The organism is Streptomyces sp. NPDC093591 (assembly GCF_044764885.1).
Classification (GTDB): domain Bacteria; phylum Actinomycetota; class Actinomycetes; order Streptomycetales; family Streptomycetaceae; genus Streptomyces.
This window is the reverse complement of the sequence record NZ_JBIWIY010000009.1, coordinates 287,503-312,613: the sequence shown is the minus strand read 5'-3', so window position 1 is coordinate 312,613 and position 25,111 is coordinate 287,503. Positions and strand designations below refer to the sequence as shown.

The window sequence follows — 25,111 nt, the reverse complement described above, 5'->3', positions numbered from 1 at the left end:
GGCTGAAATCACTCAGAATGTCTGGATTCACAGGGGATTCACTCGCTCTGGTTCACCCGGCGGCAGCGCCCGGCGGCATCCTGTCGAACCAGTGCGACCGGCGACGGAACGGCGACCCCGGAAGATGCGCGCGCGCACGGGACTCGCCCGGCTCCCACAAGGTCTCCCAGTCCACCTGCTCCCCCCGCAGCCACGCCTGCGCCACCGGGTCCTCAGCACCGTCCGGGACCCTGCCCGCCGACAACTCGTGCAGTCCGTCGCGGAATTGTGACAGGTCCTCGGCGACGACGACCGCCCGCACCGCCTGCGCACGGCGACCGCTCTGCAGGGACCGCGCCACCGCGGCCAGGCTCGGCGGTTCGGCGCCGTCGAGCTCCGCGAGCAGCTGGTCGGCGAGCTCCTTCAGGCATGCCTCGTCCTGGCCTGACAGCGGCACGACATACCGCCCGTGCCGTTCGGGCTCCCGGACCACGGGGGCCTCCTCAAGGAGCACATGGGAGATCCCGCCGCCGAGGCCGAAGGAGTTGACCCCGGCGAGCCGGGGCACGTCGCCGCGCTGCCAGGACACGTCGTCCACGGCGATGGCGACGTCCGTGCCCGCGATGGGCAGTTCCGGATCGGCCTCGGTCAGGCCCGCGATCCGCGGGATACGGCCGTGCCGCAGCACCAGCACCGTCTTGACCAGGCCCATCAGACCGGCGGCCGCTTCGAGATGGCCGATGCTGGCCTTGATCGAGCCGACCCAGACCTTGCCACCGGGCCCGGCCGGTGTGGCCGTACGCCCATCAGGGCCGGTCAGTGCCTCCGCGAGCGCGGCCACCTCGACCGCGTCACCGCTGGGCGTGCCCGAGCCGTGTGCCTCGAGGTAGCCGATGTCGGCGACCGACCGGCCGGCGGCGGCCGCGGTCCGGCGCAGCAACTGCACCTGCGAGTCGATGTCCGTGCCGGTGAGCCCGCCACCCCGCCCGTTGTGCGCGGTGTCGACCGCCCGGATGACCGCGTGCACGGGGTCACCGTCGGCGAGCGCCTGGTCGAGGCGCTTGAGCAGGACGCACGCGCCGCCCTCGCCCCGCACATAGCCGTCCCGCTCCGTGCCGAACGGAACCGAGTCCCCGGTGGGTGAGAGGGCACCGCCGCGGTAGGCGGTGTTCGCGTAGAAGCCGTTGCTGATCACGCTCGGCGTGCCGACCAGCGCCATCGGGTACGCGCCGTGCTGAAGTCCCTGCACCGCGAGGGCGAGGGCGGTCAGGCTGGACGAGCAGGCCGAGTCGATCACCATGCTCGGCCCGGTCCAGCCGAACTGGTAGGAGACCCGGTTGGCGCTGAACGCCGTCATCCCGCCGGGGAAGGCCGCGCTGTCGGCGAGGCCGCGGGCGTTGATCCGCTCGCGGTAGTCGGACATGAACGACCCGACGAACACCGCGACCGGCTCGCCGTCGAGGCGGTCCGGATCGATGCCGGCGTTCTCCACGGCGTGCCAGGCCAGTTCCAGCATCATCCGGTGCTGCGGATCCATCCACGCCGCCATCCGGGGCGCGATGCCGAAGAACCGGGCGTCGAAGGTGTCGATCCGGTCCAGCAGCGACGCGGCGGGCGGGGTCGGCAGCTCGATCCCCGGGTCGAGACCGTGCCAGCGGTCCTCGGGGACCGGCATGAAGCGCCGCTCGCCCTTCGCCAGCATGTCCCACAGCGCGGCCGGCGTTTCGACGCCGGCCGCCCGGCAGGACATGCCGATGATCGCGATCGGTACGAGGTCATCGTCTTTCATCGGGGACCACCAACCTGGGTACGGCGACACGAGGCCTGCCGGGTCAACGGGATGGGATTGTCGGGGGCGGTGCGCATCAGGACGGCCCCTGGCCTGCGCCGATCCGCTCGCCGTGCAGGGTCCGGATGCGGCGGCGGGCCTCGGCGCCGCCGATGGTGGCCTCGTGGTCCGGGATCTCCCGGGCCAGCGCCGCCTCCGCGCGCCCGAGGGTCTCCTCGCGCAGCTGTGCCTTCAGCCGCTCCAGAGCGTCCCGCGGTGCCTGGGCGATCCGCAGCGCGGTCCGCTGCGCCTCGGCGCGGACCTTGTCATGAGCCGTCACGGCCACGCCGGCGCCGCGTTCGGCGAGCTCCCGGCCGCGGTAGCTGCGGGCCGAGTACAGCATCTCGGAGCCCAGCGCGGCACCCAGTTTGGCGGGCAGCAGATAGGTGGCGCCGAGGACGGGCGTGAAGCCGTAGGTGAGGAAGTTCGCGGCGTAGCGGGACCGGTCGCTGAGGACGACGACGTCGCAGTAGAGCGCGAGCAGGAACCCGCCCCCCAGGGCGTGGCCCTGCGCGGCGGCGACCACGGGCACCGGGCAGTCGACCACGGCGCGCAGGAACTGCCATACGGGCACGATGCGTTGCTCATGGGGGCTCAGCATCTGGTCGATGGAGCCGCCCGCGCAGAACATCTCGGGGAGCCCTTCGAGGACGACGACCCGCACCCGCGGATCGGCAGCCGCGTCCCGGAGCGCGTCGGTCATTCCCGTGCGCAGTTCGGCGGAGAGCCGGTTGTGTCCGGCCGCGTCCCCGAGCCGGACGGTGGCCAGGGGCCCGTCCACCTCGAGGACGACTGCTGCAGTGGCGGTCACGCTATCAACCCCTGTTCCCGGAACTCGGCCAGCCTGCGGTGCACTTGAGGATCGGCGAGCCGCCGGCCGAGGGCCTCGATGAAAAGTTCTTCCTGCTGTGCCGGGGCCGGGACCAGTTCGGCGTAGTACTGCTTGAGCGCCACCAGCGCCGCGGGATCGGCGGCACGCAGCGCGAGCAGGATCCGGCGCAGCCCGGCCTTCCCGCCCTGACGGTCCGCCAGCCCGGCCTCGACGGCCTCAGGCCCCGACAGTTCCCGCGCGGTCAGCGCCAGCCCGTAGGCGCGATGCCCGCCCACGCGCCGGGCCACCACCGGGAGGATCGCCGCCGGGATCAGCCCCAGCAGGACCTCGGTCATCCGGAACGTGGCGTGCTCCCCGACGACGACCTGGTCGCAGGCCGCCGCCAGCCCGACGCCACCGCCGAGGGCGGCTCCGTCCACCGACGCAATGGTGATCAGGGGCGACGCCATGAGCCGGGTGAGCAGCCCGCCGACCGCCGCGATGCGCTCGCGCCAGGCCGATTCGAGGGCGTCCAGCGCCCAGCCGGCGCAGAACGTGTCCCCGACGGCGTCCAGGACGAACACCCGGACGCCCGGGGTGGCTTCGGCCTCGTCCAGTACGGCGGTCAGCTCCGCAAGCATGGGCTCGTCCAGCCGGTTCCCGGTGGCCTCGCTGTCGAGGGTGACGCGGACGACGGGGGGCCGTGACCGGTCGACGGCGATGCGGCTCAGCGCCATGCGTAGGCCCGGTGGAAGTTGTCGACCCCCGTCAGCACCAGCGTCGGCCCGTGCGAGCGGAACGGCTCCAGGAACTCGTCGCAGGCGGAGAGGTCGACGCTGCGGTCCTGCTGGGGCACCAGGCAGGAGCGGGCCGCGGGCAGCAGCTTCTCGTACTCCTCGAAGGTGATCTCCCGCCTGGCGCGCACCCGGTCCCCGATGCCCATCGCTGCCAGCACCCGCGGGGCGCCGGGCGTGACGACCCCGCTGAAGAACTCCGAGGCACAGCCGGAGCCGTACGAATACAGCCCCACCCGCGCACCCTCGACGTCGGACCCGTGGTCGATCAGACTCGCCAGGGCGAGATAGATGGACCCGGAGCACAGGTTCCCGACGGTGCGTGCGTACGTCAGCGACGGGACGACGCGACGGGTGAAGTCGGCCTCGACGACGGCCGGTTTCGCCGGCGCGACCTCGCGCATCAGCTTGCGGTGCGCCGCCTTCACCATGCCGGGGAACGGCGTATGCATCACCAGGTGATCGAAGGTGCCGGTGAAGTCCGTCTCCGGGGCCTGCCGGACGTAGTCCTGGTAACTGGCCGACAGGCATTGCAGATAGCTGAGCAGGGACAGGTCGGGGTTGACGAAGTCCAGGTCGGGGGCCGGCCGGGCGGTGTCCATGACCTCGAAGGTGTGCAGACCCGACCGGCCCTGGTCCAGGGTCAGCACCCGGGGCTCGGCGGACACCAGCACCGCGACCGCGCCGTTGCCCATGGTGGGCTCGGCGTACCGGGCGCGCTCGTCCATCGGGCTGATGTCAGTGGCGATCACCAGGGCCTTGGCACCGGGGTTCGGCTGCCCCGCCAGATATCCGGCGGCGAGCTGGAGCATCCCGGTGGTGCCGTAGCAGGCCTGCTTGACCTCCATGATCCGGCAGCGCGGCGACAGGTTGAGATACCGGTGGGCGTACGACGCGATCGACTTGCTGAAGTCGACTCCCGACTCGGTGGAGGTGACGAGCAGCTCGATCTGCTCCGCGTCCGCACCGAGCGCGTCCACCAGGGGCTTCGCGGCGTTGACCGCGTTGGTGATCGGGTCCTCCCACGGCAGGAGCACCGAACGGTGGTCCGCCATGAGGTTGCCGATCCGGTCCGGGTCCAGGCCACGGCCCTCGAACAGGGCGGGCACGGGCAGTTGGGCGAGCCCGCAGTAGGCGTTCAGCCCTTCGATGCCGATCGGCCGCATCACTCGCTCCCCTTGCTCAGATGGTCGATGAGCGCCCCGATGTGCGGGATGTCGGCGAAGTCGGAGATCGGTTCCTTGCTCGCCAGCCGGTGGATGAGCAGAGAGATGATCTCCACCCGGTCGACCGAGTCCGCGCCGAGGTCGCGCAGGTTCTTGTCCAAGGTGACGTCGGTGGCGGGCAGGTCCGGCAGGATCTCCCCGATCACCGCCCGCACCGTCTCCTCGACCTGACTGCGACGGCTCATGCCCGCTCCCTGAGAAGGTGCATCACACACACCGCGAGCAGCCGCCCCGAACGGGCCTCACGCACGGCGATATCGGCCATCTCGTCACCGGGTGCGTCGCTGTTGTGCCAGAGCCGCACACTGATCGTGAGCCGGGCACCGAAATCGGCGTTGCCGAAGTAGCCGAGCTTGTGGTCCAGGATTCGCCTGGCCAGGAATTCCCGGTCGGTGCGGCCGAGTTCCCGCCACAGCCGCAACAGCGCGGTGTCGATGATGGAGAAGTACGAGGCGAAATAGAGCAGGCCCACCCCGTTGAAGTCATGCACCACATCGAGGTCGTACTCGGTGGTGAACTCCTCCCCGGCGACGTATCCGGCGATGCCGTCGGGGTGGAACGACCCGTTCTTCCGCGCGCGGGAGGCGATCCCGCGCGGGGAGTACCGCTCCGGCAGTACGGGCAGATGGTCGTGGCGGAAATCCGGCGGCGAGGACTGGACCAGCGCCTCGTTGCTGTCCGGCCGGCCCCGGGAGATCCAGCGGTTGAAGTTCTGCACATACAGGCTGTCGGCCCGCGGCCGCTCGTAGAACTCCACGGGGTCCAGCACATCGAGCGCCGCGTCGGCCTTGGACAGCCGGTGCAGGGTGAGCACGGATTCCCCTCCGAAGTCGAACGCCCGCGAGGTGACGGTCAGTTCGTCGCCGAACGTCAGCCCATGCGGGTGGACCTCGGCGTTGCCCCGCACATGGAAGTAGTAGAACGACAGGTAGGCGGGCAGCCCGTCGACGGTGTGCGCGTCGTAGACGTTCGTCTCGCAGGTCGCGGCGACCGTCTCCCAGGTCCAGTCGCCCAGCTGCGCGAAGATCGACGAGCTGCCGCCGCACATGTGTGGAGAGACCGTCACGTGCCGGGCCACGCAGCTGCCGTCCAGGAGCACCGGCGCCCGCAGGGTCACAGGCGAGGTCATGTCTGTGCGGCCACCCGCTCGCGGATGTAGTCGGCGAGCTTCGTCACCGTCGGGTGCTCGAAGACCGCGTCGACGCTTTCATCCAGCCCGTACTTGGTGTTGATGACCGAGACGAGCTCGACACCCAGCACCGAGTCCAGGCTGAGATCGGCGAAGGTCGCCTCGTCGTCTATTTCGGAGGTCTCCAGATAGAGGACCTCCGCGAGATGCACGCGCAGTTCTTCCCGAATCGAGGAATCACTCAAGGAAACAGCCATTGTTCTTCCCTCACGTATGTCTGGCCGACGTGTTATCGACGTACGACCATCGCCGAGTTGTAGCCGCCGTTGCCGCGCGCGAGCACGAGAGCGGTGCGTACCGGGGCGCTGCGGTGCTCGCCCCGTACGAGGTCGATGCGGTAGTCCGCGGGTACGTCCCGGACGTGCGCGGTGGCCGGAATGACGGCGTCGCGCAGCGACAGCAGGGCACACACCAGGTCGAGCGGGCCGCCACCGGCGTAGAGCCTGCCGACCAGGGCCTTGGGCACGCTGACCGGGACACCGCGCGGGCCGAACACGTCCGCGATGGCCTCGGCCTCGGCCCGGTCCAGTTCCGGGATGCCGCCGGCGTCGGCGAAGACCACGTCGATGTCGCCGGGCTCGAGCCGGGCGTCGGCCAGCGCGAGGCGGATGGCCCGGGCCAGCCCCGGCGGGCGACCGGAGCCCGGCCGGGGATCGAAGGTGGACGCGTGCCCGGCCAGCTCACCGTAGATGCGGGCGGCACCTCGCTGCTTCGCCGCCTGCTCGTCCTCGAGGATCAGATAGGCACCGCCCTCGCCGGGGACGTAGCCGCCGGCGGCCGCGTCGAACGGCAGGTAGGCCCGCTGCGGGTCGGGCACGGTACTGATCCGGCCGGTGGCCAGATGGGAGACCCAGCCCCACGGGTCGTACGACGACTCGACGCCACCGGTGACGGACAGCGGGACCCCGCGGCGTACGACCCGTCGGGCGTGGGCGATCGCGTCGAGTCCGCCCGCCTGCTCGGCCACCAGCACGCTGCCCGGGCCGCGCATGCCGTGCCGGATGGAGATCTGGCCGGTGTTGGCCGCGTTGAACCAGGCGAAGGACTCGTACACGCTGACCCGCTCGGGCCCGTGCGTCCACAGTTTCTGGATCTCGCGGTGGGTGAACTCGAAGCCGCCCGTGGCGTTCGAACCGATCACGCTCATGTCGAAGTCGTCGAAGGACTTCGGGTCCACGCCGGCGTCCTGCAGCGCCTGGTCCGCCGCGATCAGCGCCAGCCGGGTGACCCGGTCGGTCTGCGGCAGCAGACGGCTCGACAGGAACTGCTCGGCCTTGAAGTCCCGCAACTGCCCGGCGAGCCGGGCCGGATACCCGGAGGCGTCGAAGCGCTCCAGCTCGGTGATGCCGCTGCGCTGTTCCAGGGTCGCCGCCCAGTAGGCCTCCGCGCTCGTCCCGTTGGGCGCCATCACGCCCAGCCCGGTGAAGACCGTTTTCATGCGTCCCCTCCTCGCCCCTTGCGCAGGACCATCGCGCTCTGGAAACCGCCGAAGCCACTGCCCACCGTGAGCGCGGCGTCGACCCGGCGCTCACGGGCGACCAGCGGCACATAGTCCAGGTCGCACTCCGGGTCCTTCTCGTGCAGGTTGGCCGTCGGGGGCACGACCCCGTGCTCGATGGCGAGCGCGCACGCCGCGATCTCGATCGAGCCGATCGCGCCCAGCGAGTGCCCGATCATGGACTTGATGGAGCTGACCGGCGTCCGATAGGCGTGGTCGCCCAGCGCGCGCTTGAACGCCCCGGTCTCGTGCCGGTCGTTCTGCTTGGTGCCCGAACCGTGCGCGTTGACATAGTCGACCGCGTCGACCGGCATGCGCGCCTCGTCCAGCGCCGCGGTGATCGCCGCGGCCATCTCCCGGCCGTCCACCTTCAGACCGGTCATGTGGTACGCGTTGCAGCGGGTCGCATAGCCGCCGATCTCCGCGTAGATACGGGCACCGCGGCGACGGGCGTGCTCGTAGTCCTCCACGACGAACATGGCCGCGCCTTCGGCCAGTACGAAGCCGTTACGGGTGCGGTCGAACGGGCGGGCCGCATGCTCGGGGTCGTCGTTGCGCGGGGTGGTCGCCTTGATCGCGTCGAAGCAGGCAGCGGCCAGCGGCGACACCGCAGCCTCGGTCGCCCCGGTCACCATGATGTCGGCGCTGCCCTCGCTGATCAGCTGATGGGCGTAACCGACGGAGTCGATCCCGGAGGTGCACCCGGTGGACAGCAGTCCCACCGGCCCCTCGGCGCCCACCTCCCACGCGACCTCCGTCGCGATCGTGGTCGGCGTGAGGTGGTTGAACAGATGCGGCGTCGCATAGCGGTGGTCGACCAGCCAGTCCCGCCCGGTGTCGGACAGCACCAGGTACTCCCGCTCCAGGCTGGTGGCCGCGCCGACCGCGCTCCCGACGCTCACCCCGAGCCGGCCGGGGTCCACCGCGTCGAGGTCCAGCCCGCTGTCGGCGAGCGCCTCACGCGTGCACGTGACGGCGAACTGGGTGACCCGGTCCATCCGGCGGATCTCACGGTGGGTCAGACCGTGCGCCGCCGGGTCGAAGTCGACCTCGGCCGCGACCTGCGAACGGAACGCGTCCGCGTCGAAGGCGGTGATCCGGCGGGTCGCGGTGCGCCCCGCGGTGAGAAGTTCCCAGAACGCCTTGGTGTTGTCTCCGCCGGGGGCCACCACCCCGATTCCCGTGATCACCGAGCGTCGTGCCACGACCGTCCTCTCCGTCCTGAGGTCGCACCGGTCCCTACGGTGCCTGTGCGCTGTCGGGTCATGCCGCCTGTGCCACGGCCTCGAGCAGGAGCCGGGGCGTCTCCACCACGGCGATCTCCTCGTCGGAGATCCGCACTCCGAACTCTTCCTTGATGCGGCTCGCGGTCTCCATCAACGCCAGCGAGTCATAACCGAGATCCGTGAACGACGTGTCGAGAATGTCGCCGTCCAGATTCACGCCCTCGTCCATTCCGGCGCACTCGGTCAGAATCCTGCGGAGATCATCGATCGTCATGGGATTCCCCTCCAGTTCCAGCGGTTCGGGCCGACTCTGCTCGGCAGGGCTAAAGATCCACTCGAGTTCCGGCAGAAAAGGGCGAGGTCCATTCCGGCACATCCGCGATGTCGAGCACCGCGGCCGACCAGGTGAAGCCGCCGCCCACCCCGAGGAGCAGACAGCGCTCACCCGGCCGTACGGCACCGGTCTCGATCAGATGAGTGAGCCCGGCGAACTGGTCACCCGCCCCGAGATGCCCCACACCCCGGCTCCACGACCACAGGGTGCGCGCGGGGTCGATGCCCATCCGCCGGGTGTAGTTGACGTCCAGTCGACGCCGTCCGAAGTGGGGCAGGACGAACCAGTCGATGCCGGCGAGTTCGGCCTCGGCCTCTTCGAGGGCGCGGGCGACCGACTCGCGCTGCCGGGCCGCCATGAGGACGACGGACCGCTGCCCTTCCGGGGTGCGCAGATACGCCTTGGTCGTCTCCCCCACGCTGAGCGGGCTGCGGACCGACAGCGGCGCGAGAGCGAACGGGTCCTCGCCCCGGTGCATTTCCTCCAACTCCGGTTCGCTCAGCAGCACGAGGGAACGGAGCCTCGCGAACCCCGAGCCGCGGGCCAGCACCAGCGCGGTCGCGCCGTCGGCGAGCACCGTGCCCTCGTCCGACCGCCACCGGTCGATGCCGGGCAGGCTGAACCGGTCCGCGGTGGTGAGGAGCGCCGCCGTGCCACCGGTCCCCACGAGGTGGGCCGCCGCCAACTCCAGTGATGCCATGCCGCCGTTGGAGGTCTGCCGCAGCTCCATGGCCGGGCAGTGGTTGCCCACCGCGAGGCGCTGCACATAGGAGGCCGGCGCCCACATGTCGTGGCCCTGGTAGTACGACGACGCGTGCAGCAGCAGCGAGATGTCGTCCGGCGCGCAGCCGGACCTCGCCATCGCCTCCCGCGCGGCGTCCACGGCCATGTCCGGCGCCGACCGATCGGCCACCGTGACGCCGGTGACCTGCGCCCGCCGTACGATCTCGGCCTCGACCAGACCCTCGGCGACGGCCTCTTCGGCAGGCATCACCGGCGGGAGCCAGGTCGCACAAGAACGGACATAGACATCTTCCCACCGCACGCCGGTCCTCCCAGGTTCGCCGACGGCCCAGGTTGATCGTCCGGTGTGGAACCCGGCTAGAGCTGCGCTCTAGTGAACCTCGAAGCGGGACCGTCAGCCTCGGCGCATGGGATCAAGCACCCGGCAACTGGTGTTGCTCTTTCCGGGCCAGGGGGCCCAGCACGTCCGTATGGCAGCGGGGCTGTACGCTCATGATCCGGTGTTCACCGAGACCGTGGACGAGGTACTCGAGCGGTTCGGGGACGCCGAACGGATGCGCGCGGACTGGCTGTCCGAGCGGCCGTCGGTGCCCATTGACGACGTACGCCTGGCGCAGCCGTTGCTGTTCACCGTTGGCTACGCGCTGGGGCGGATGCTGTTGAGCCGCGGGGCCAGGCCGGCCGCGCTGCTCGGCCACAGCGTCGGTGAGCTCGTAGCCGCGACGCTGGCCGGGGTGTTCGGTGTCGGTGACGCCGTCACGCTCATGCGCGACCGTGTCACCCGGCTCGAGGCGACCCCGCCGGGCGGCATGCTCACCGTCTCCGCGGCGGAGCACGATGTGGCGCCCGTACTGGCCCGGCATCCGGGCGTCGCCGTGGGCGCGGTGAACGCCCCGCGGCAGATCGCCCTCGCGGCGCTCGACGGTCCGTTGCTGGCCGTCGAGGAGGACCTGCGCGCGGCGGGATTCACCGTCCGCAGGGTGGCCGCCACCACGGCCTTCCACAGCCCCGTACTGGCCCCGTTGTTCACCGATCCGCGGCCCCTGTCGGAGTTCCGACTGGGCAGCCCGCGGATCCCGCTCTGGTCGGCCTTCACCACCGGGCCGGTCGACTCCATCGACCCCGGCATGTGGGCGGACCAGCCCGCCGCACCGGTCCTGTTCTGGCCGACCCTGGACAAGCTGCTCGGCACCGGCAATTACCTGCTGGCCGACGTCGGGCCCGGACAGGGCCTGGCCACGCTCGCCCGGCGTCACCCCGAGGTCCAGGCCGGGCGCAGCGCGGTGACCGCCCTGCTGCCCGCCCGCCCCGGCACCCCGGAGGCCGAGCGCGCCGCCGTCGAACGCTGCCTGCGGGTACTGCGGGACGAGGGCCTGTCCAGTGAATCCCCCCTGTCCGAAGTGGCATCGAGCACCCAAGGAGTGCTGTGAGCGAGAAGCGCGTCGCCCTGATCACCGGATCCTCGTCGGGCATCGGGGCGGAAGTGGCCCGAAGGCTCGCCGGCCGGGGCATGCGGATCGTGATCAACTCCGCCCGGTCGGTGGAGGCCGGCGAGAAACTGGCCTCCGAGCTGCCCGACGCGGTGTATCTGCGCGCCGACATCGCGGTCGAGGACGAGGCCAGGCAGTTGGTCGCCTCGGCCGTGGAGCACTACGGCCGCCTCGACGTCCTCGTCAACAACGCGGGCGTGTCCCAGCCCATCCCGCACAGCGACCTCGACGCCGCCGATCTCGCCGTATGGCAGCGGATCTTCGCGGTCAACGTCTTCGGCACCTGGCAGACGACCGTCGCCGCTGTTCCCGCGCTGCGCAAGAGCGGCAACGGTGTCGTGGTCAACGTCTCGTCCATCGCGGGCAGCCGCCCCGCCGGCAGCTCCATCCCCTACGCCGTCAGCAAAGCCGCGCTGGAACACATGACGCGGCTGCTGGCGAAGACCGTCGGCCCGGACATCCGCGTCAACGCGGTCGCGCCCGGCCTGGTCGAGACACCGTGGACCCAGGGCAAGGACTTCTTCGCGCCCATCGCCGAACAGGTCAAGGCGCTGACGCCGCTGCGCAGGGTGGGCCAGACCGAGGACGTCGCCGAGGCGGTGGAGTCGCTGATCGGGGCTACGTACACCACGGGTCAGGTCCTGCTGGTCGACGGTGGCGCGCACCTGGTCTGAACCGGCCCAACCCCCAGATTCCGCCCACCAAGGAAGGGTTTTCATGCGTCTCGGAGTGAACCTCGTCTACCAGTGCGCCGGAGAGCTGGCGCGGGAGGCGGAGCGCCTCGGATACGACCTCGCGCTGGCCTCCGAGGGCTTCCGCTCGGATGCCGCGACCGTGCTCGGACTTGTCGCCGGCCAGACCGAGCGCATCGGCCTGGCCTCCGGGATCATGCAGATCCCGGCCCGGCCGCCCGGCACGGCGGCCCTCACCGCGGCCACGCTGGACGCGCTGAGCGACGGGCGGTTCCGGCTCGGCCTCGGGGTATCCAACCCGCACGTCTCGGACGGTTGGTACGGCGTACGGTTCGACCGGCCGCTCGGCCGCACCCGCGAGTACGTGGAGATCGTCCGGCAGGCCCTGGACGGTGGCCCCGTGCGGTACACCGGCGACCACTTCACGCTGCCCGCGCACGGCCGCGAAGGCGCGCCCCTGCACCTGTTCACCGAGCGGCCGAACCGGGGTATCCCGCTCTATCTGGCCGGGGTGGGCCCGAAGAGCCTGCAGCTCGCCGGGGAGATCGCGGACGGCTGGCTGAGCGGCTTCACCACCCCGGACCAGGTGGCCAAATCGGTGGCCGAGATCCGTACCGGCCGTGAGCGGGCCGGTCTCGACCTGACGGGCTTCGAGGTCGTCCCGTTCGTACCGATGCAGGTCGGCGACGATCTCGCTGATGCCGCCGACCGGCTCCGTGCGCACTACGCGCTGCTGCTCGGCGTCGGCGACCCCGCGGACAACTTCTACTGCGCGCTTGCCAGGACAATGGGGTTCGGCCGGGAGATCAACGAGTTCCGCGAACGTCTCCTGGCCGGTGACCGAGTGGGCGCCGCCGCCGCGATCCCGGTGCAGTTCATCGACGCCACCGCGCTGATCGGGCCGCTCGAGCGGATCTCCGAGCGGATGCGGGCCTTCGCCGAGGCGGGCGTCACCACCCTCAGCATCCTGGTCACGGCGAACGACACCACCCTCGACGGCCGCCTGCAGATCCTGCGGCAGGCGACCGAGGCACTCGAACTGTCCGGCGTCGGCTCGTAGCTCAAGAGGCGGGGGACGGCCGTGAGCCATGGCCGTCCCCCGACGCTCACAGCGTGTGGTCGGCGACGACGGTGCGCTCGAGGTTCAGCAACTGCCCCGACTCCCGCACCAGTACGTCCCGTACGAAGCAACTCGGCGCCGTCACCGCGACGGGCTCGCCGGGCCGGGTGACGAGGACCAGCGCGTAGTACTCGGTGACGATCGACCCGTCGTCCTGCGGCATCACCTGGAGCATGTTGAACCAGTGGCGGCGCTGCGCGGGATCGGTGCCGTACTTACGCTCCTGATGGGCGCGGATCGCCGCGACGATCTCGCCCCGGCCCTTCGCCGGCGGTGCGCCCACGGAGTGGTGGAAGACGCCGTCCTCGGCGAAGGTGGCGGCGAACTCCTCGGCGTGCAGCGCGTCGAGGTGGTGCACCTGATGGGCGTAGAACTGCTGGATCTCCACATAGAGATCGGTGAAAGTACCGTTCTGCGGCGTTGACGGAATGGGCACGCGGTCTCCACTGGATAAAAGAGGTCAGGGAACTCGGCCCACTGTGACCGGCGCCGCTCGACAGAACCTTGAGGTCGCCTCGAGTTGCTTCCGGAAGGCTCGGCGACCATGACGTCTACTGAATCCCGAAGCCACTACGCGGAACACGACATCGAATTCGACGCCTCGTCCTCCCGCGTTTTCGAGCTGATTTCCGATGTGACGCGCTGGCCCTTGATGTTCGCGCCGTGTGTGCACGCCGAGGTCCTCGAACGGGAGCCCGGCGCGGACCGTATCCGGCTGTGGGCGATCACCGGGGACTCGGTGCGCAGCTGGACCTCCCGGCGGCGGCTGGACGCCGCTGCCGCACGGGTCGACTTCGAGCAGGAGAACAGCCGGCCGCCGCTGGCCTCCATGGGCGGGCACTGGCGGGTGGACGACGGTGCCCGGCTGGTCCTCGCGCACACCTGGGCGCTGAGCGACCCGACGCCGGAGTCGGAGCGGTGGGCGAAGGAGGCCCTGGACCGCAACAGCAACGCCGAGACGGCGTCGGTGCGGGAGTGGGCGGAGTACGGCGACGACTTCGACAGCCTGGTCTTCGGCTTCAGCGAGGAGGTCCACATCGCCGCCCCCGCGTCGGCGGTCTACGACTTCCTGCAACGGGCCGATCTGTGGCCGGAGCGGCTGCCGCACGTGGCGGCGCTGGATCTGGAGACGGCCGCGGCTTCGGAACTGACCGCCGGGGCCGAGGTGCAGACGATGACGATGGAGACGACGGGCAAGGACGGGAGCACGCACAGCACGCGATCCATCAGGCTGTGTTTCCCGGACGAGCGCATCGTCTACAAGCAGACGGCGGTGCCGCGGCCGCTGCGCGCACACAGCGGGGAATGGCGGCTCGTCCCCACCGACGGCGGTGTCACCGTGGTCGCGCGTCATGAGGTTGCCCTGGACCCGGCCGCTCTCGAGGACGTCTTCGGCGCCGGCACCACGCCCGAGCAGGCCCGTGCCAGGACAACGGAGCTGCTGAGCGGCAACAGCCTGACCACCCTGCGGCGGGCGGGCGAGCATCTGCTGTCCGCCGGCGCGTGAAAGCGGTGCTCGCCCTGTCTTTCGGCAGGGCGAGCACCGCGGTGGTTCACGCGTGGCAGGTCAGCGGGCCACCGTTGTAGGCGACCATCTCCTGAAAGACGGTGCCCATCTCCTTGATCATGGCGCCGATGTCCAAGGCCTCGCCGTGTGCCGCGTTGCGCTCCTCGGCGTAGGCGCGGTGCAGGTTCGGGATCAGCCGTTCCTTCTCGAGGAGTTCGGCGAACGCGCCCAGGTCGGCCTCGCGGGCCATCTCCTTCGGCGCGAGCCCCGCGTCCAGGCCCTGCTTGGCCAGCCCCTGGACCCAGCGCAGATAGTCCTCGGCGACGTCGAGGACCTCGGGCCCCGCGACCGGACCGTGCCCGGTCACGACGACGACGGGCTCCAGGCCGCGCAACTGCTCGATGGCCTTCAGGGACCCCGTGATCGAGCCCAGCGGGCAGAACGGCGTCACGCCGGACATGACGATGTCCCCGGTGAACAGCACCCCGCGCTCCGGCACCCAGACAACGGTGTCGTTGACCGTGTGCGCGGGCCCCGGGTGCAGCAGCTCGACCGCGAGTTCGCCCACGTGCAGCGTCATCCCGCCCTCGTACGTCACCTGTGGCAGGGCCACTTCGATGTCGCCCCAGACGACCTGCGGCCACAACTGGGTGAGATGCAGTCCCGCCTGCTGCATCTCCCGCCGCGCCTCGGCGTGCGCGTACACCGTCGCCTCGGGGAAGAGGTAGTTGCCGAAGGTGTGGTCGCCGTGGGAGTGCGTGTTGACCAGCATGGCGGGCGCGCGACGCCCCCGTGCCAGCACCTGCTCCCTGAGCCTTCGTGAACGTGCCTCGGTCGCCGTGGTGTCGACGAGCGCGGACACCTCGCCGGAGACGATGAGTCCCGCGTTGTTCACACACCAACCGCCGTCGGGCTGCACGTAGGCGAAGACACCGTCGGCCACTTCCTGCAGCACGGGTTCACCGGCGACCGTTCTTCGTGTCGGGGTCATGGGAATCTCCTCGTTGCTCGTGATGCGGTCGGTGCCGGTCAGGACAGGCTGAATTGCGGGAGCGACAGGTTCGGGGTGTTGGACAACACCGCCTGGTGCAGCCGCTGCAGTCGGCCGGACGGCTCCACACCCAGCTCTTCGATCAGCGTCTTGCGCAGTTGCTGGAAGACCTGGAGCGCGCGCCACGAGGCGCCGGACCGCTGGAAGGCGATCATCAGCAGACCGCTGAAGTTCTCGTGCATCGGGTGCTGGGCGACCAGCATGCACAGCTCGGGTATCAGCATCCCGTGCTTGCCGAGGCTCAGATCGGCGATGATCCGCTGCTCGTGCACGCGCATCCGGGCCTCTTCCATACCGATCACCTCCATGGCGAGCACCCGGCCGGCGGGCACGTCCATGAGTGCCGGGCCGCGCCACAGGTTCAGCGCCTGCGAGAGGTACCGGGAGGCACCCTCGGCGTCGCTGGCCTCGAGCGCCGCGTCACCGCGGCCCGCCATCCGCTCGAACTCCCTCAGGTCGAACCAGCCCGGGTCCACCGTCAGCTGGTACCCGTTGAAGTGCGTGGCCAGGAGTTCCTTCGCGGTGTGCGGTGAGTCGGGCGGCAGCGACTCCGTGATCAGCCTGCGCAGTTGCAGCACATAGGTCTGGAGCGTGGTCGACCCACTGCGGGGTATCGCGTCGCCCCAGAGCTCCTCCATCAGCGTCGACACCGGTACGACGCTGCCGCAGTGCAGGGCCAGCAGCAGCAACAACTGCCGGGGCTTTCCCGCGGTCGGGACTATCGACTTGCCTTGCCAGCGAACCGATACCGATCCCAGGACATCAATTTCCATCGAATGCAATTCTGCACCATTTCTCGACTTTTCCGGAATCAAATTCCGGCGATCAGCGTTCCAATTCCTGAGGACACTGTGCGAGTCAATGGATAATCGGCATTCCGCCCCTCCCCCGTAGCACAAACATTCTCCGACTCAGGCCACTAAGTGGCGAGCGGAGTACCTGCGGATGTCTCCCATACTTCCCTCGCGTAAATGCCTGCCGCCGCATCGAACTGCAGGACGACGTGTGAGGCCATCGAGTGGACGTCGCGCCAGTAACGCTGCAAAGGCGCGTCAACGGAATGAGCGCTGGTGCCCGCGGTTCTGAAGAGACGGTCCGCCGCGGTCACCAGCAGGTCCATCCCGAGCGCGCAGTCCCGGAGGTTGCGCGCCTCGAGCAGTGCGGTCAGTTCGCTCGTCCCGTCCGCGATCCGTGCCGCGCGGTCCAGCAGCAGTTCCGCCGAGTCGATCTCACCCGCGGCGCGCGCCAGCGCCGTTTCGTAAGGCGCCCGGGAGACCCCGGGGCCGGGCGATGGCTTGCGCAGTTTCGCCGCGACGCCGTCCTGCCACAGCTTGAGCATGCCGCGTGCCGCCCCGAGTGCCGGAGTGGCGAACGACAGCGCGTTGACCGCGCGCAGCGGTACCGCGTGGCACGGCGCCGGGGAGCCGGCGGAGCGCCCGTTCAGCAGGATGTTCCGGTCCATCACCCGCCGCTCGGGCACGAAGACGCCCTCCACGAACAGGGAATGGCTCCCGGTGGCCCGCATGCCGATGTCGGACCAGCTGTCGACCACGGTGTAGTCCGCGCGTGCCACCGCGAACATCCGGGCCTGCGGCCCCTCCTCGGTCGGGATCATGCCGCAGAGCAGCGCCCAGTCCGAGTGGTCGACCGCGCTGACGTACGACCAACGCCCCGTCAACCGCCAGCCGCCGGGGGCCGGTTCGGCGTGACCGCCGGGAATCAGCGAGCCCACGACCACCGCGTCCGGGCCGTCCCGCCAGATCTCACGGAAGCCCTCGACCGGCAGATAGGCAGCCATCCGCGCGAGATGGGCGGTGACCGAGGCGCACCAGGCCGTCGCGGGACAGGCCTCGCCGAGCTCGGCGACCGCCTGGCTCAGCGCCGTGAAGGAACCCGCGTTGCCACCGCAGTCGAGGGGCACGAAGTGCCGGGCGAAGCCGGCGGCCACCACGGCCTCGATGGATTCGGGAGCGGGACGCCACTCCTTTTCGGCCGATACGGCATGACGCGCCGCCACTTCCCTCGCCTCTGCGGCAATGGGCACGCTATTAATTTGCGCGGCAGACACTCCTGCCATTTTTCCCCCTTCTGGCTGCCGGAATGAAATCCCGGCCAATGCTCGGTGAAATCGGTCGAAAGTCACCGTTGAAATCAGCCAGCCATATTTTGAGAATCGAATCGATCCCCGGTCCGGGATCGTACCCGAGGGATGCTCGAATAGACTGTGACCGGGGTCACACCAATTGGCGACCTGCCGCCTCTAGTGAGATTCGAGCGAGATTATTCTATTGCGCGGGAACCGGTATGGCGACAGCGGTGTATTTCGTATCCGGTGTCGGATTCAGGGGGAATCGCGAGTTCGGCAGGTACAACCTGTTGCCGTATACCCCAACCGCACACGGTACGTCGAACCGGGGGTCGGAGACCTCTTGGACCAGCCTGCCGCTCTCACCGGTGCGACCGAGGCGAAGCACTGCGAGGTCGTACTGACGGGGCGCGTACAACGTGCATCCCCGTACGGCGATTCCGTTCGTGGTCGGCAGCTTCAGCCCGCCGAGCTCGACGCGGCGCGCTTTTCCGTCAGCAGGGTCGACGCGGAAGAGCGTGCCACCGTCGGCGGACGCATTGACCACGAGGAGGGCGCTCTTGTCCGGTGTCTCCGAAATGCCAGTGGCGGTGATCTGCTCCGGCGTCTCCTGGATCCAGTCACCGGACAGCGGCAGCGTGATGACCTCGTCCTGGGCCGGCAGCTCACCCCGCGGACCGAACGGCACCCCGAACAGCAGCCCGTTGAAGGCGTCCGTGAACCACACCGCCCGCGCCGTGACGACCACGTGGTTGACCGCGGTGTTGGTGGTGCCCACCTGGTAGGTCTTCAGCACCGCGCCGGTCGCCGCGTCCATGACGGTGATGATCCGCCCCCAGCCGCCCGCGACGAACAGCCGCCCATACGGGTCCACCTGCAGTCCTACGGCGTTGTGGCCCTCACCCAGGCCGGGGTTGATGACCTTGCCCTCGCCGGTCGCCAGGCTCACGCGATAGATCGCGCCACCGAGCAGGGACCCGAAGTACGCGTACGGTGCGCGGCCGAGGCCGATACCGGCCGGATGGAAACCGTTTGGCAGCTGCAGCGTGGTGGGCCACGGGTCCCGCCGGGGCCCTGCCGCCGCCCGCGCCGTCCCGCCTACGGTGCCGAGCGCGGCGGCGCCACCGAGGGCCGCGCCGAGCCCGAGGAACCCTCGCCGAGTGAGTGCCGTGTTCTGCATGCCAGCCCCCGTGAGTGACGTTGTCGGTGTCGCTGCGGAGGCTCACAGAACGCGCCGGAGAATGGCTCAAGGCGGGTTCGGACGGCTTCAGGTCGGCGTCTGTTTCGAGCCATTGCGATTGACAGACCGTTTGTGGCGTTGATAGGACCTTGGATCAGCGTCGCGTGCACCCGGCGAAGAGACCGTCGAGGGCATGGAGGCGTCGAAGCTTATGGAACAACCTTGGTTAAATCCCACGGTCGTCTGACCGCGTTCGGCAACCAGCTGATCGAAGTACACCTATGGCTCCGCGAGGAGCTCGCAGCGCTGCGCCAGGACGTCGACGCCTATCTCGCCGGCGGCACCCGAGTCCGCGAGTTGCGCACCCACTGCCTGACCTTCTGTTCGGCATTGGACCGACACCACAACGGTGAAAACGACTTCGCCTTCGTCAAGGTCGCCGAACAGTTCCCGGAACTGCGTCCCGTGCTGGACGAATTGCGGCGCGACCATCAACTCGTGGACGACTCCCTGCAACGGCTCGAGACGCTCGTCCGTGAACTGAACCGGGAGACGGATCCCACCGAATTCCAGCGCGAGTTGGACAGTCTCGCCGCGCTCATCGAGACTCACTTCACCTACGAGGAAAAGCGGATCGTCTCGGCGCTGAATGAGCTGAACGTGCCGAGTTGGGACCGCACCAAACCGGCGTTCCTGCTCACCGACGAAGAGGCCCAATAATTCACCGGTGGTGCGCCGGAATCCGTCAGGGCGCAGCCGTGTCCGCGGACTCCTCGTCCGTTTCCAGCGCCCCACCCTCGCGCTGCCATCTGATCAGCCCGCCCTCCAGCGGCCGGGCCGGGATCTCGTGTCCGCGTAGCAGGCGGACCAGGTCGGGGGAGAGGACGCAGTACGGACCCTGGCAGTAGGCGATGACCTCCACGTCCTGCGGGAAGCTGTCGACCTTCTCTCTCAGCTCCGCCGCGGGCAGCGAGATCGCGCCGGGCACGTGGCCCCGCGCGTACTCCGCCGCCGAGCGCACATCGACCACCATGATCCGTGGGTCGTCGATGTGCGCTCGCAGTTCGTCCACCGTGACCGGTTTCAGTTCATCGGCGTTGCCCAGCAGCTCGTCTATCGCGAGGCGCAGATCCGCGAGCCGGAGTTCCGCGCAGGACTGCAGGGTGCCCAGGAGCCGTGACACCTCGGGTCCCGCCAGCCGGTAGAAGATCCGGGTGCCCTGCCGCCGAGTGCTCACCAGGTTGGCGGCGCGGAGCTGCTGGAGCTGGGCCGAGGTGTTCTTCAGGCCGACGCCGGAGGCGGTGACGAGGCCCTCCACATCGCTCTCGCCGTTCTCCAGCAGGTCCAGCAGCCGCAGCCGTACCGGGTTCGACAGGGCCTTCCCGATCCGGGCCAGCTGCGAGTAGACCTCGGCTTCGATGAACTCTCCCATGGGTGTCATTCTCGCTTCCCGCGGCCGGAACTCGTCACGACTGCGGGGCCCGCGGCCCCGCCTCCTCCTTGACGACAGCCGGCTCGGCCGCCGTCCCCGCCCGCACCGCCTGCGCCGGCAGCCGCGGTTCGAGACGGACCAGGGCCAGTGCCGAACCGGCGACCCCCGCCGCGAGCAGCAGCCACATGCCCGCCGGGGACAATTGGAGCAGCCCGGTCAGTACGGCGGGGGCCAGCGCGGTCGGGATCGCCCAGGACAACTGGTAGACCGCCATATGACGGCCCCGGGTGGCCTCCGGTGCCGTACTGGCCACCAGCGCCGACGCGGTCGCCCCGTGCATCAGCTCGCCCAGCGTGAAGAGCAGGGTGGCGGCGAAGACGCCGATCAGGATCGGCGTCCGGGCCGAGATCAGGCCCAGTGCGGCGAACGACAGGAACGCCACGCAGAACACCCCGCCACCGAGCGCGGCGACCCGGGTGCGCCGGTAGCGGGTGAGCAGCCGGGTCACCGGGATCTGCAGCAGCGCGATCCCCACCGTGTTGGTGGCGTACAGGACACCGACCAGCGAGTCCGACGCGTCCAACTCCTGCGTGATGTACACCGGCAGGCTGACCGAAAGCACCATGTACCCGAACGCCGTCGGCACGTTCAGCAACGTCAGCCCCAGGAACGGGCGGTTGTGCGCGACCAGCCGGTAGCCGCGCTTGGCGCGGGCGGGCGGCGGCCCGTCCGGCTTGGGGGGCAGCGGGATCGAGCGGATCAGCGCGGCGGCGGCCAGATAGGCCACGGCGGTGCCGACGACGATCGCCTGGAAGGCGGTGCCGGCGCCCAGCGCGAGCGCGGCACCCGCGATCAGACCACCCGCGCCGAGCCCCGCGTTGCGCAGACTGCGCTGGGCCGCGAGCAGCTTGTCCCGGGCGCTGCCCTGCACGATCTCCGCGACGAACGACTGGATCGACGGCGAGAACGAGACATCGCCGAAGGCGACCACGGCCACCACGGCGAACATCGCGACCGCCGAGTCCGCCAGCGGATAGGCGGCGAAGCCCGCGGCCCGCAGCACATATCCGCCGACCACGACGGTCCGGGCGCCGTAGCGGTCGATGAGGACGCCGGTGATCGGGTTGCCCGCCAGGCCCAGCAGCGCCGCGGTGGTCATGATCGCGCCGACCTGGGTGACCGACAGCCCGGTGACGTGGTGGAAGTACAGCAGCGACAGCGGCAGATACATGCCGCTACCGGTCGCGTCGACCACCATGCCGAGCATGTAGCGGGTCTGCACGGAGAGGCGCTTCACGGCGTCGTCGCTATCTCGGTCTGGGCCTCGAAGCGCGCACCGAGCTCCCGCAGCCTGCGCTCGCACTCCGCGCGCGTGGGTGCCGACGCGACGGCACAGGTCAGGAAGTCCGACGAGCCCGAGGCAGGCGGAATGACCTGGCCCACCTGGCCGTAGAGCCAGAAGCGCTCCACCCAGGGGTCGGCCGGGACGGCCGGCAGGGAGCGGACGTGGCCCGGCCGCTTCATCATCAGCACCTGCCCCGACATGGACCGCGGCCGTGGGCGGGTGCCGCCGTGCAGGCTCGGTTCGAGCAGGGGAAGCGGGAGCCCGAGGCCCGCCCTGGTCGCGTACTCGCCGAGGTTGAAGCCGAACAGCGTGTGGAAGACCTCACGGACCTTGGCGCCGCCCGGCCGGCAGGCGATCTCGCACACCACGAGACGGTCGTCCGGGGTGTGGAAGATCTCCGCGTGGAAGCCATGGGCCTGCAGCCTGCTGTCGGGCCGGCGCAGGGCGGCCAGCACCCGGTTGGTCAGGGACAGCAGACGCTCGGTCAGCGGGTCGTCCGGGTCGAGGGTCAGATCGACGCGGGCGCCCGGGTCCGAGCCGTAGGAGGCGAGGTCGTACTGGTACTGGGACGGCCAGGCCACCGCGGTGCGGCCGTCGAGGACGAGACCGTCGACGTGGCACATCCGGCCCGGCACGTACGACTCCAGGATCAGGTCGTCGCGCGGCGCGCCGCCGAAGGCCTCCGCGGCGGCCCGCAGCAGTTCGTCCCGGTCGCGCAGGATGCGCAGGCCGATCGCGTTGAAACCCGCCCGGTCCTTGAGCACCAGCGGGAATCCGTGCTGCTCGGCGAAGGCCAGGACCTCCGTGATGTTCTGCGGCACCGTGTAGGGCGCGATGTCGATGCCCGCCTGCTCCAGGTGCTCCTTCATCAGTGCCTTGTCCCGGAACGGCTGGACATCGGCGGTCCAGGCACCCTCGAGCCCGAGGCACTCGCGCAGCCAGGCCGCCAGGATCACATCGCCCTCGTGATGCGCGACGACATGCCGGACCTCGAACTCGGCCGCGAGCTTCAAGGCCCGCGCCCGCACCAGGTCCTCGTCCTCGAAGTCGTCCAGGACCTCCAGATGCGTGAAGCCGTGATCCCCGGTCGGCACCTCCTCGCCGAACGCCGTCAGCTTGTCGCGGGCGGCCAGCACCACGATGTCGCCCGGGTGGTCGTGCAGCCAACGCCCGTACGGGAACGGCTCGAACGGGTTCCGGTGCAGAATCAGTACGCTCATGCCGTGCCCCCCGTGACGAACGCGAGGTTCTCGACCTCGGCGACCCGGCCGCGGCTGCTGTTGCCGTCGGCGTCGGTGATCCGGATCTCGACCGTGTCGCGGATCAGCTCCGCGCCCCGCCGTATCGCGGCCGTGGCGTCCGGCCCGGTGACGGCCACCAAACCCAGCCGGTCCCAGTTGTCGTTCAGGGCGCGCACCTCGTCACCCGGCTTTACGCTCAGCCGGACGACAAGGACGTCCGGGCTGGTCAGGGCCTCCTCGACCCCGGCCACCGACGCGACCCGCCCCGGATCGCCGACCAGGAACCGGGTGCTTGCCCCGCCCTTGGCCTCGGGCGTGTCCGGCAGCTCCGGCACCAGACCGAACGGCCAGCCGAGGGCGTAGGTCACCAGGTCGATGCCGTATGCCCCCTCCACCAGGTCGGTGATGGCGTCACCGGCGATGCGGTTGTGGCTCTCGATGATCGCGGGGCCGCGCGCCCCGATCCGCACCTCGGTGTGGCAGACGCCGTCCCTGATGCCGATCAGATCCAGGAACCCGCTCACCCGTGCCCGCACCTCGTCGGCCACGGCAGCGTCCACGCGGGCCGGCACGGCATGGCCGAGTTCCGCGAAGCGGTCGGGGTCGACGAACTTCTCGGTGATCGCCACGATGACGTGCCGGCCGGCGAAGCTGAACGACTCGACGCTGAACTCGGGCCCGTCGATGTACTCCTCCATCAGGAAGTCCCGCAGCACGAACAGCGTCGACACCCGGTCGGTGCGGGTGCCGCGCAGCCGCTCCACCTCGGCCCAGACCCGGTCGGCGTCGGCGGGCGCGCCGACCCGGAAGACACCCAGGCTTGCGGTGCCGTCGGCCGGCTTCACGATGAACGGGTAGCCGTGGCGGGCCGCGAAGGCGTCGAGGTCCTCGCGTGCGGTGAGCGGGGCCGCGCCGATCGCCGCCGGGTCCCGCTCGGCCAGGTGCCGGCGCATGGCCACCTTGTCGCGGATGCGCCGGGCCACCTCGTAGCCGGTGCCGCCGAGGCCGAACAGGTCGTTGATCCGCCCCGCGTTCTCCAGCCCCGCCTCGGTGATGGACAGGGCGGCCGCGAACCCGGGTGACTGCCGCAGCTCCCGGGCAACCGGTTCCACCTCGCCCCACTCGGTGTAGTCGAGGACCCGGACGACATCCGCGAGTCGCTCCTGTTCGGCACTGAGCTTGCTTGGATGCTGCAACAGCAGTACGTGCAGGCCGAGTTGCTTCGCCTTCTGCACGGTCTCGTCGTTGGCTCCTACGAGCAGCAGCGTGGTGTCCGGGTTCAAGCGGCCGTTCCTTTCCTGTGAGTGATGTGCGGCAGGGGTGATCAGGGGAGTGGCGGGTGCGGGCGGTGGTTCACCCTTCCGTGCTCGGGGACCAGACGCTGAGGTAGCGCTCCCCCGTGTCGGGCAGGACCGTGACGATGGTCCGGCCCGTGTTCTCGGGGAGCCGGGCGAGGCGGTGCGCCGCGTGTACGGCCGCGCCGGAGGAGACACCGGCGAGCACCCCGAGGCCGCGGGCGAGCCAGCGGGCGGTGTCCATCGCCTCGTCGTCCGTGACCGTCAGCACCTCGTCGATCAGGTCGAGGTCGGTGGTGGGGGCGACGAACCCGCCGGTCAGCCCGGGAATGGCATGCGTACCGGCGTAGCCCTTGGACAGCACCGGCGAGCTCTCCGGCTCCACGGCGACGGCCCTGAGCCGCGGATTGCGCTCCTTGAGGAAGCCGGCCGTGCCGCAGAGCGTGCCGCCGGTGCCGATGCCGCAGACCAGGAGGTCGACGTGGCCCTCGGTGTCGGACCAGATCTCCGGGCCGGTGGTCTCGCGGTGGGCGCGGACGTTGTCGTCGTTCTCGTGCTGACGGGCGTACCAGGAGCCCGGGGTTGACTGGTGGATCTCCTCGGCGCGGTCGATGGCGCCCTGGAAGCGGAGTTCGTGATCGGTCAGCACCACCTCGGCGCCCAGCGCCCGCAGCAGTCCGATCCGCTCGCTGGTCGCGCTGTCCGGCAGCACGATCACACAGCGGTAGCCGCGGGCCGCGGACAGGGCGGCCAGCGCGATGCCGGTGTTGCCCGACGTCGCCTCGATGACGGTGCCGCCGGGAGCCAACTGCCCTGTCGCCGCTGCGGAGTCCAGCATCCACCGGGCGGCACGGTCCTTCACGCTGGCGAGCGGGTTGGCCGACTCGAGCTTCGCGAGGACCCGCGCGGCGTCCGGCGCGTCCGGAACGGGGATCTCCAGCAGGGGCGTATGACCGATCAACTCCCCGATGTCGCCCGCGATACGGGGCCGGGCACCGGGCAGCACCTTCGGCGGTGACTCGGGCATGGGGTTCTTCTCCAAT

General features: G+C 70.1%; 26 protein-coding genes. 5 read left to right on the top strand and 21 right to left on the bottom strand.

The genetic code is table 11. The features are described 5' to 3' along the window. Positions 1-52: 52 nt before the first annotated feature. The 11 genes from ACIREI_RS21280 to ACIREI_RS21230 form a co-directional block, all read right to left on the bottom strand. Positions 53-1,768 carry a beta-ketoacyl synthase N-terminal-like domain-containing protein gene (locus ACIREI_RS21280; protein ID WP_403334872.1) on the bottom strand — a complete coding sequence of 572 codons (1,716 nt, stop codon included), beginning with the start codon at positions 1,766-1,768 and terminating at the stop codon, positions 53-55. A 76-nt stretch (positions 1,769-1,844) separates the two neighbouring features. Then, the gene (locus ACIREI_RS21275) at positions 1,845-2,618 is read right to left on the bottom strand and encodes a polyketide synthase (RefSeq protein WP_403334869.1); all 774 of its coding nucleotides are present in this window, start codon (positions 2,616-2,618) and stop codon (positions 1,845-1,847) included. Further along, positions 2,615-3,355 (bottom strand): enoyl-CoA hydratase-related protein, encoded by a 741-nt coding sequence (locus tag ACIREI_RS21270; RefSeq protein ID WP_403334866.1) that lies wholly within the window; start codon positions 3,353-3,355, stop codon positions 2,615-2,617. Before ACIREI_RS21270 ends, ACIREI_RS21275 begins: the two co-directional genes overlap by 4 nt. After that, on the bottom strand, positions 3,346-4,578 hold the full coding sequence (locus ACIREI_RS21265; protein ID WP_403334863.1) for a hydroxymethylglutaryl-CoA synthase family protein: 1,233 nt from the start codon (positions 4,576-4,578) through the stop codon (positions 3,346-3,348). Before ACIREI_RS21265 ends, ACIREI_RS21270 begins: the two co-directional genes overlap by 10 nt. Then, positions 4,578-4,823 carry an acyl carrier protein gene (locus ACIREI_RS21260; RefSeq protein ID WP_403334860.1) on the bottom strand — a complete coding sequence of 82 codons (246 nt, stop codon included), beginning with the start codon at positions 4,821-4,823 and terminating at the stop codon, positions 4,578-4,580. The genes ACIREI_RS21265 and ACIREI_RS21260 overlap by 1 nt, the downstream gene beginning before the upstream one ends. Continuing rightward, positions 4,820-5,767 (bottom strand): LnmK family bifunctional acyltransferase/decarboxylase, encoded by a 948-nt coding sequence (locus tag ACIREI_RS21255; protein ID WP_403334857.1) that lies wholly within the window; start codon positions 5,765-5,767, stop codon positions 4,820-4,822. Before ACIREI_RS21255 ends, ACIREI_RS21260 begins: the two co-directional genes overlap by 4 nt. Then, entirely contained in the window at positions 5,764-6,012 is a 249-nt protein-coding gene (locus tag ACIREI_RS21250; protein WP_403334854.1) for an acyl carrier protein, read from the bottom strand. Before ACIREI_RS21250 ends, ACIREI_RS21255 begins: the two co-directional genes overlap by 4 nt. A 44-nt stretch (positions 6,013-6,056) precedes the next feature. Further along, a complete protein-coding gene (locus ACIREI_RS21245; RefSeq protein WP_403334851.1) occupies positions 6,057-7,265 on the bottom strand; it encodes a ketosynthase chain-length factor in 1,209 nt (402 codons plus the stop codon). Further along, positions 7,262-8,530: a beta-ketoacyl-[acyl-carrier-protein] synthase family protein gene (locus ACIREI_RS21240; RefSeq protein WP_403334849.1), complete on the bottom strand. Its 1,269-nt coding sequence runs from the start codon at positions 8,528-8,530 to the stop codon at positions 7,262-7,264. The genes ACIREI_RS21245 and ACIREI_RS21240 overlap by 4 nt, the downstream gene beginning before the upstream one ends. A gap of 58 nt (positions 8,531-8,588) precedes the next feature. After that, positions 8,589-8,825 carry an acyl carrier protein gene (locus ACIREI_RS21235; RefSeq protein ID WP_403334846.1) on the bottom strand — a complete coding sequence of 79 codons (237 nt, stop codon included), beginning with the start codon at positions 8,823-8,825 and terminating at the stop codon, positions 8,589-8,591. Positions 8,826-8,874: 49 nt separating this feature from the next. Next, positions 8,875-9,876 (bottom strand): ketoacyl-ACP synthase III family protein, encoded by a 1,002-nt coding sequence (locus ACIREI_RS21230; RefSeq protein WP_403334843.1) that lies wholly within the window; start codon positions 9,874-9,876, stop codon positions 8,875-8,877. Between the two features lie 160 nt (positions 9,877-10,036). On the opposite strand from ACIREI_RS21230, the gene ACIREI_RS21225 reads away from it, so the two are divergent. Genes ACIREI_RS21225 through ACIREI_RS21215 form a run of 3 tightly spaced genes read left to right on the top strand, consistent with a single transcriptional unit; the run spans position 10,037 to position 12,871 of the window. Then, positions 10,037-11,059 (top strand): acyltransferase domain-containing protein, encoded by a 1,023-nt coding sequence (locus tag ACIREI_RS21225; protein WP_403334840.1) that lies wholly within the window; start codon positions 10,037-10,039, stop codon positions 11,057-11,059. Next, positions 11,056-11,793: an SDR family NAD(P)-dependent oxidoreductase gene (locus ACIREI_RS21220; protein WP_403334837.1), complete on the top strand. Its 738-nt coding sequence runs from the start codon at positions 11,056-11,058 to the stop codon at positions 11,791-11,793. Before ACIREI_RS21225 ends, ACIREI_RS21220 begins: the two co-directional genes overlap by 4 nt. Before the next feature lie 43 nt (positions 11,794-11,836). Further along, complete coding sequence (locus ACIREI_RS21215; RefSeq protein WP_403334835.1) at positions 11,837-12,871, top strand: LLM class flavin-dependent oxidoreductase; 1,035 nt, start codon at positions 11,837-11,839, stop codon at positions 12,869-12,871. A 46-nt stretch (positions 12,872-12,917) separates the two neighbouring features. On the opposite strand, the gene ACIREI_RS21210 is transcribed toward ACIREI_RS21215, so the two are convergent. Further along, a complete protein-coding gene (locus tag ACIREI_RS21210; RefSeq protein WP_403334832.1) occupies positions 12,918-13,367 on the bottom strand; it encodes a nuclear transport factor 2 family protein in 450 nt (149 codons plus the stop codon). Between the two features lie 108 nt (positions 13,368-13,475). On the opposite strand from ACIREI_RS21210, the gene ACIREI_RS21205 reads away from it, so the two are divergent. Then, positions 13,476-14,438 (top strand): aromatase/cyclase, encoded by a 963-nt coding sequence (locus ACIREI_RS21205; protein ID WP_403334829.1) that lies wholly within the window; start codon positions 13,476-13,478, stop codon positions 14,436-14,438. A 46-nt stretch (positions 14,439-14,484) separates the two neighbouring features. Here the strand turns inward: ACIREI_RS21205 and ACIREI_RS21200 are convergent, their stop codons facing one another. From ACIREI_RS21200 to ACIREI_RS21185, 4 genes are all read right to left on the bottom strand, one after another. Then, on the bottom strand, positions 14,485-15,429 hold the full coding sequence (locus ACIREI_RS21200; protein WP_403334827.1) for an MBL fold metallo-hydrolase: 945 nt from the start codon (positions 15,427-15,429) through the stop codon (positions 14,485-14,487). A 38-nt stretch (positions 15,430-15,467) separates the two neighbouring features. Next, the gene (locus ACIREI_RS21195; RefSeq protein ID WP_403334825.1) at positions 15,468-16,262 is read right to left on the bottom strand and encodes a BTAD domain-containing putative transcriptional regulator; all 795 of its coding nucleotides are present in this window, start codon (positions 16,260-16,262) and stop codon (positions 15,468-15,470) included. Between the two features lie 146 nt (positions 16,263-16,408). Next, the gene (locus ACIREI_RS21190) at positions 16,409-17,533 is read right to left on the bottom strand and encodes a hydrolase (RefSeq protein ID WP_403334822.1); all 1,125 of its coding nucleotides are present in this window, start codon (positions 17,531-17,533) and stop codon (positions 16,409-16,411) included. A gap of 241 nt (positions 17,534-17,774) precedes the next feature. Then, positions 17,775-18,755 carry a superoxide dismutase gene (locus ACIREI_RS21185; protein WP_403334819.1) on the bottom strand — a complete coding sequence of 327 codons (981 nt, stop codon included), beginning with the start codon at positions 18,753-18,755 and terminating at the stop codon, positions 17,775-17,777. A 222-nt stretch (positions 18,756-18,977) separates the two neighbouring features. Between ACIREI_RS21185 and ACIREI_RS21180 the strand changes: the two genes are divergently transcribed. Beyond that, positions 18,978-19,475: a hemerythrin domain-containing protein gene (locus ACIREI_RS21180; RefSeq protein ID WP_403334816.1), complete on the top strand. Its 498-nt coding sequence runs from the start codon at positions 18,978-18,980 to the stop codon at positions 19,473-19,475. A gap of 25 nt (positions 19,476-19,500) precedes the next feature. Here the strand turns inward: ACIREI_RS21180 and ACIREI_RS21175 are convergent, their stop codons facing one another. The 5 genes from ACIREI_RS21175 to ACIREI_RS21155 form a co-directional block, all read right to left on the bottom strand. Then, a complete protein-coding gene (locus tag ACIREI_RS21175) occupies positions 19,501-20,187 on the bottom strand; it encodes an ArsR/SmtB family transcription factor (protein ID WP_403334814.1) in 687 nt (228 codons plus the stop codon). 34 nt (positions 20,188-20,221) lie between these two features. Next, positions 20,222-21,484: an MFS transporter gene (locus ACIREI_RS21170; protein WP_403334811.1), complete on the bottom strand. Its 1,263-nt coding sequence runs from the start codon at positions 21,482-21,484 to the stop codon at positions 20,222-20,224. Then, entirely contained in the window at positions 21,481-22,752 is a 1,272-nt protein-coding gene (locus ACIREI_RS21165) for a hypothetical protein (RefSeq protein WP_403334808.1), read from the bottom strand. Before ACIREI_RS21165 ends, ACIREI_RS21170 begins: the two co-directional genes overlap by 4 nt. Next, positions 22,749-24,056 carry an ATP-grasp domain-containing protein gene (locus ACIREI_RS21160; protein WP_403334806.1) on the bottom strand — a complete coding sequence of 436 codons (1,308 nt, stop codon included), beginning with the start codon at positions 24,054-24,056 and terminating at the stop codon, positions 22,749-22,751. Before ACIREI_RS21160 ends, ACIREI_RS21165 begins: the two co-directional genes overlap by 4 nt. Positions 24,057-24,126: 70 nt before the next feature. Beyond that, positions 24,127-25,095 (bottom strand): PLP-dependent cysteine synthase family protein, encoded by a 969-nt coding sequence (locus ACIREI_RS21155; protein WP_403334804.1) that lies wholly within the window; start codon positions 25,093-25,095, stop codon positions 24,127-24,129. Positions 25,096-25,111 lie beyond the last annotated feature (16 nt).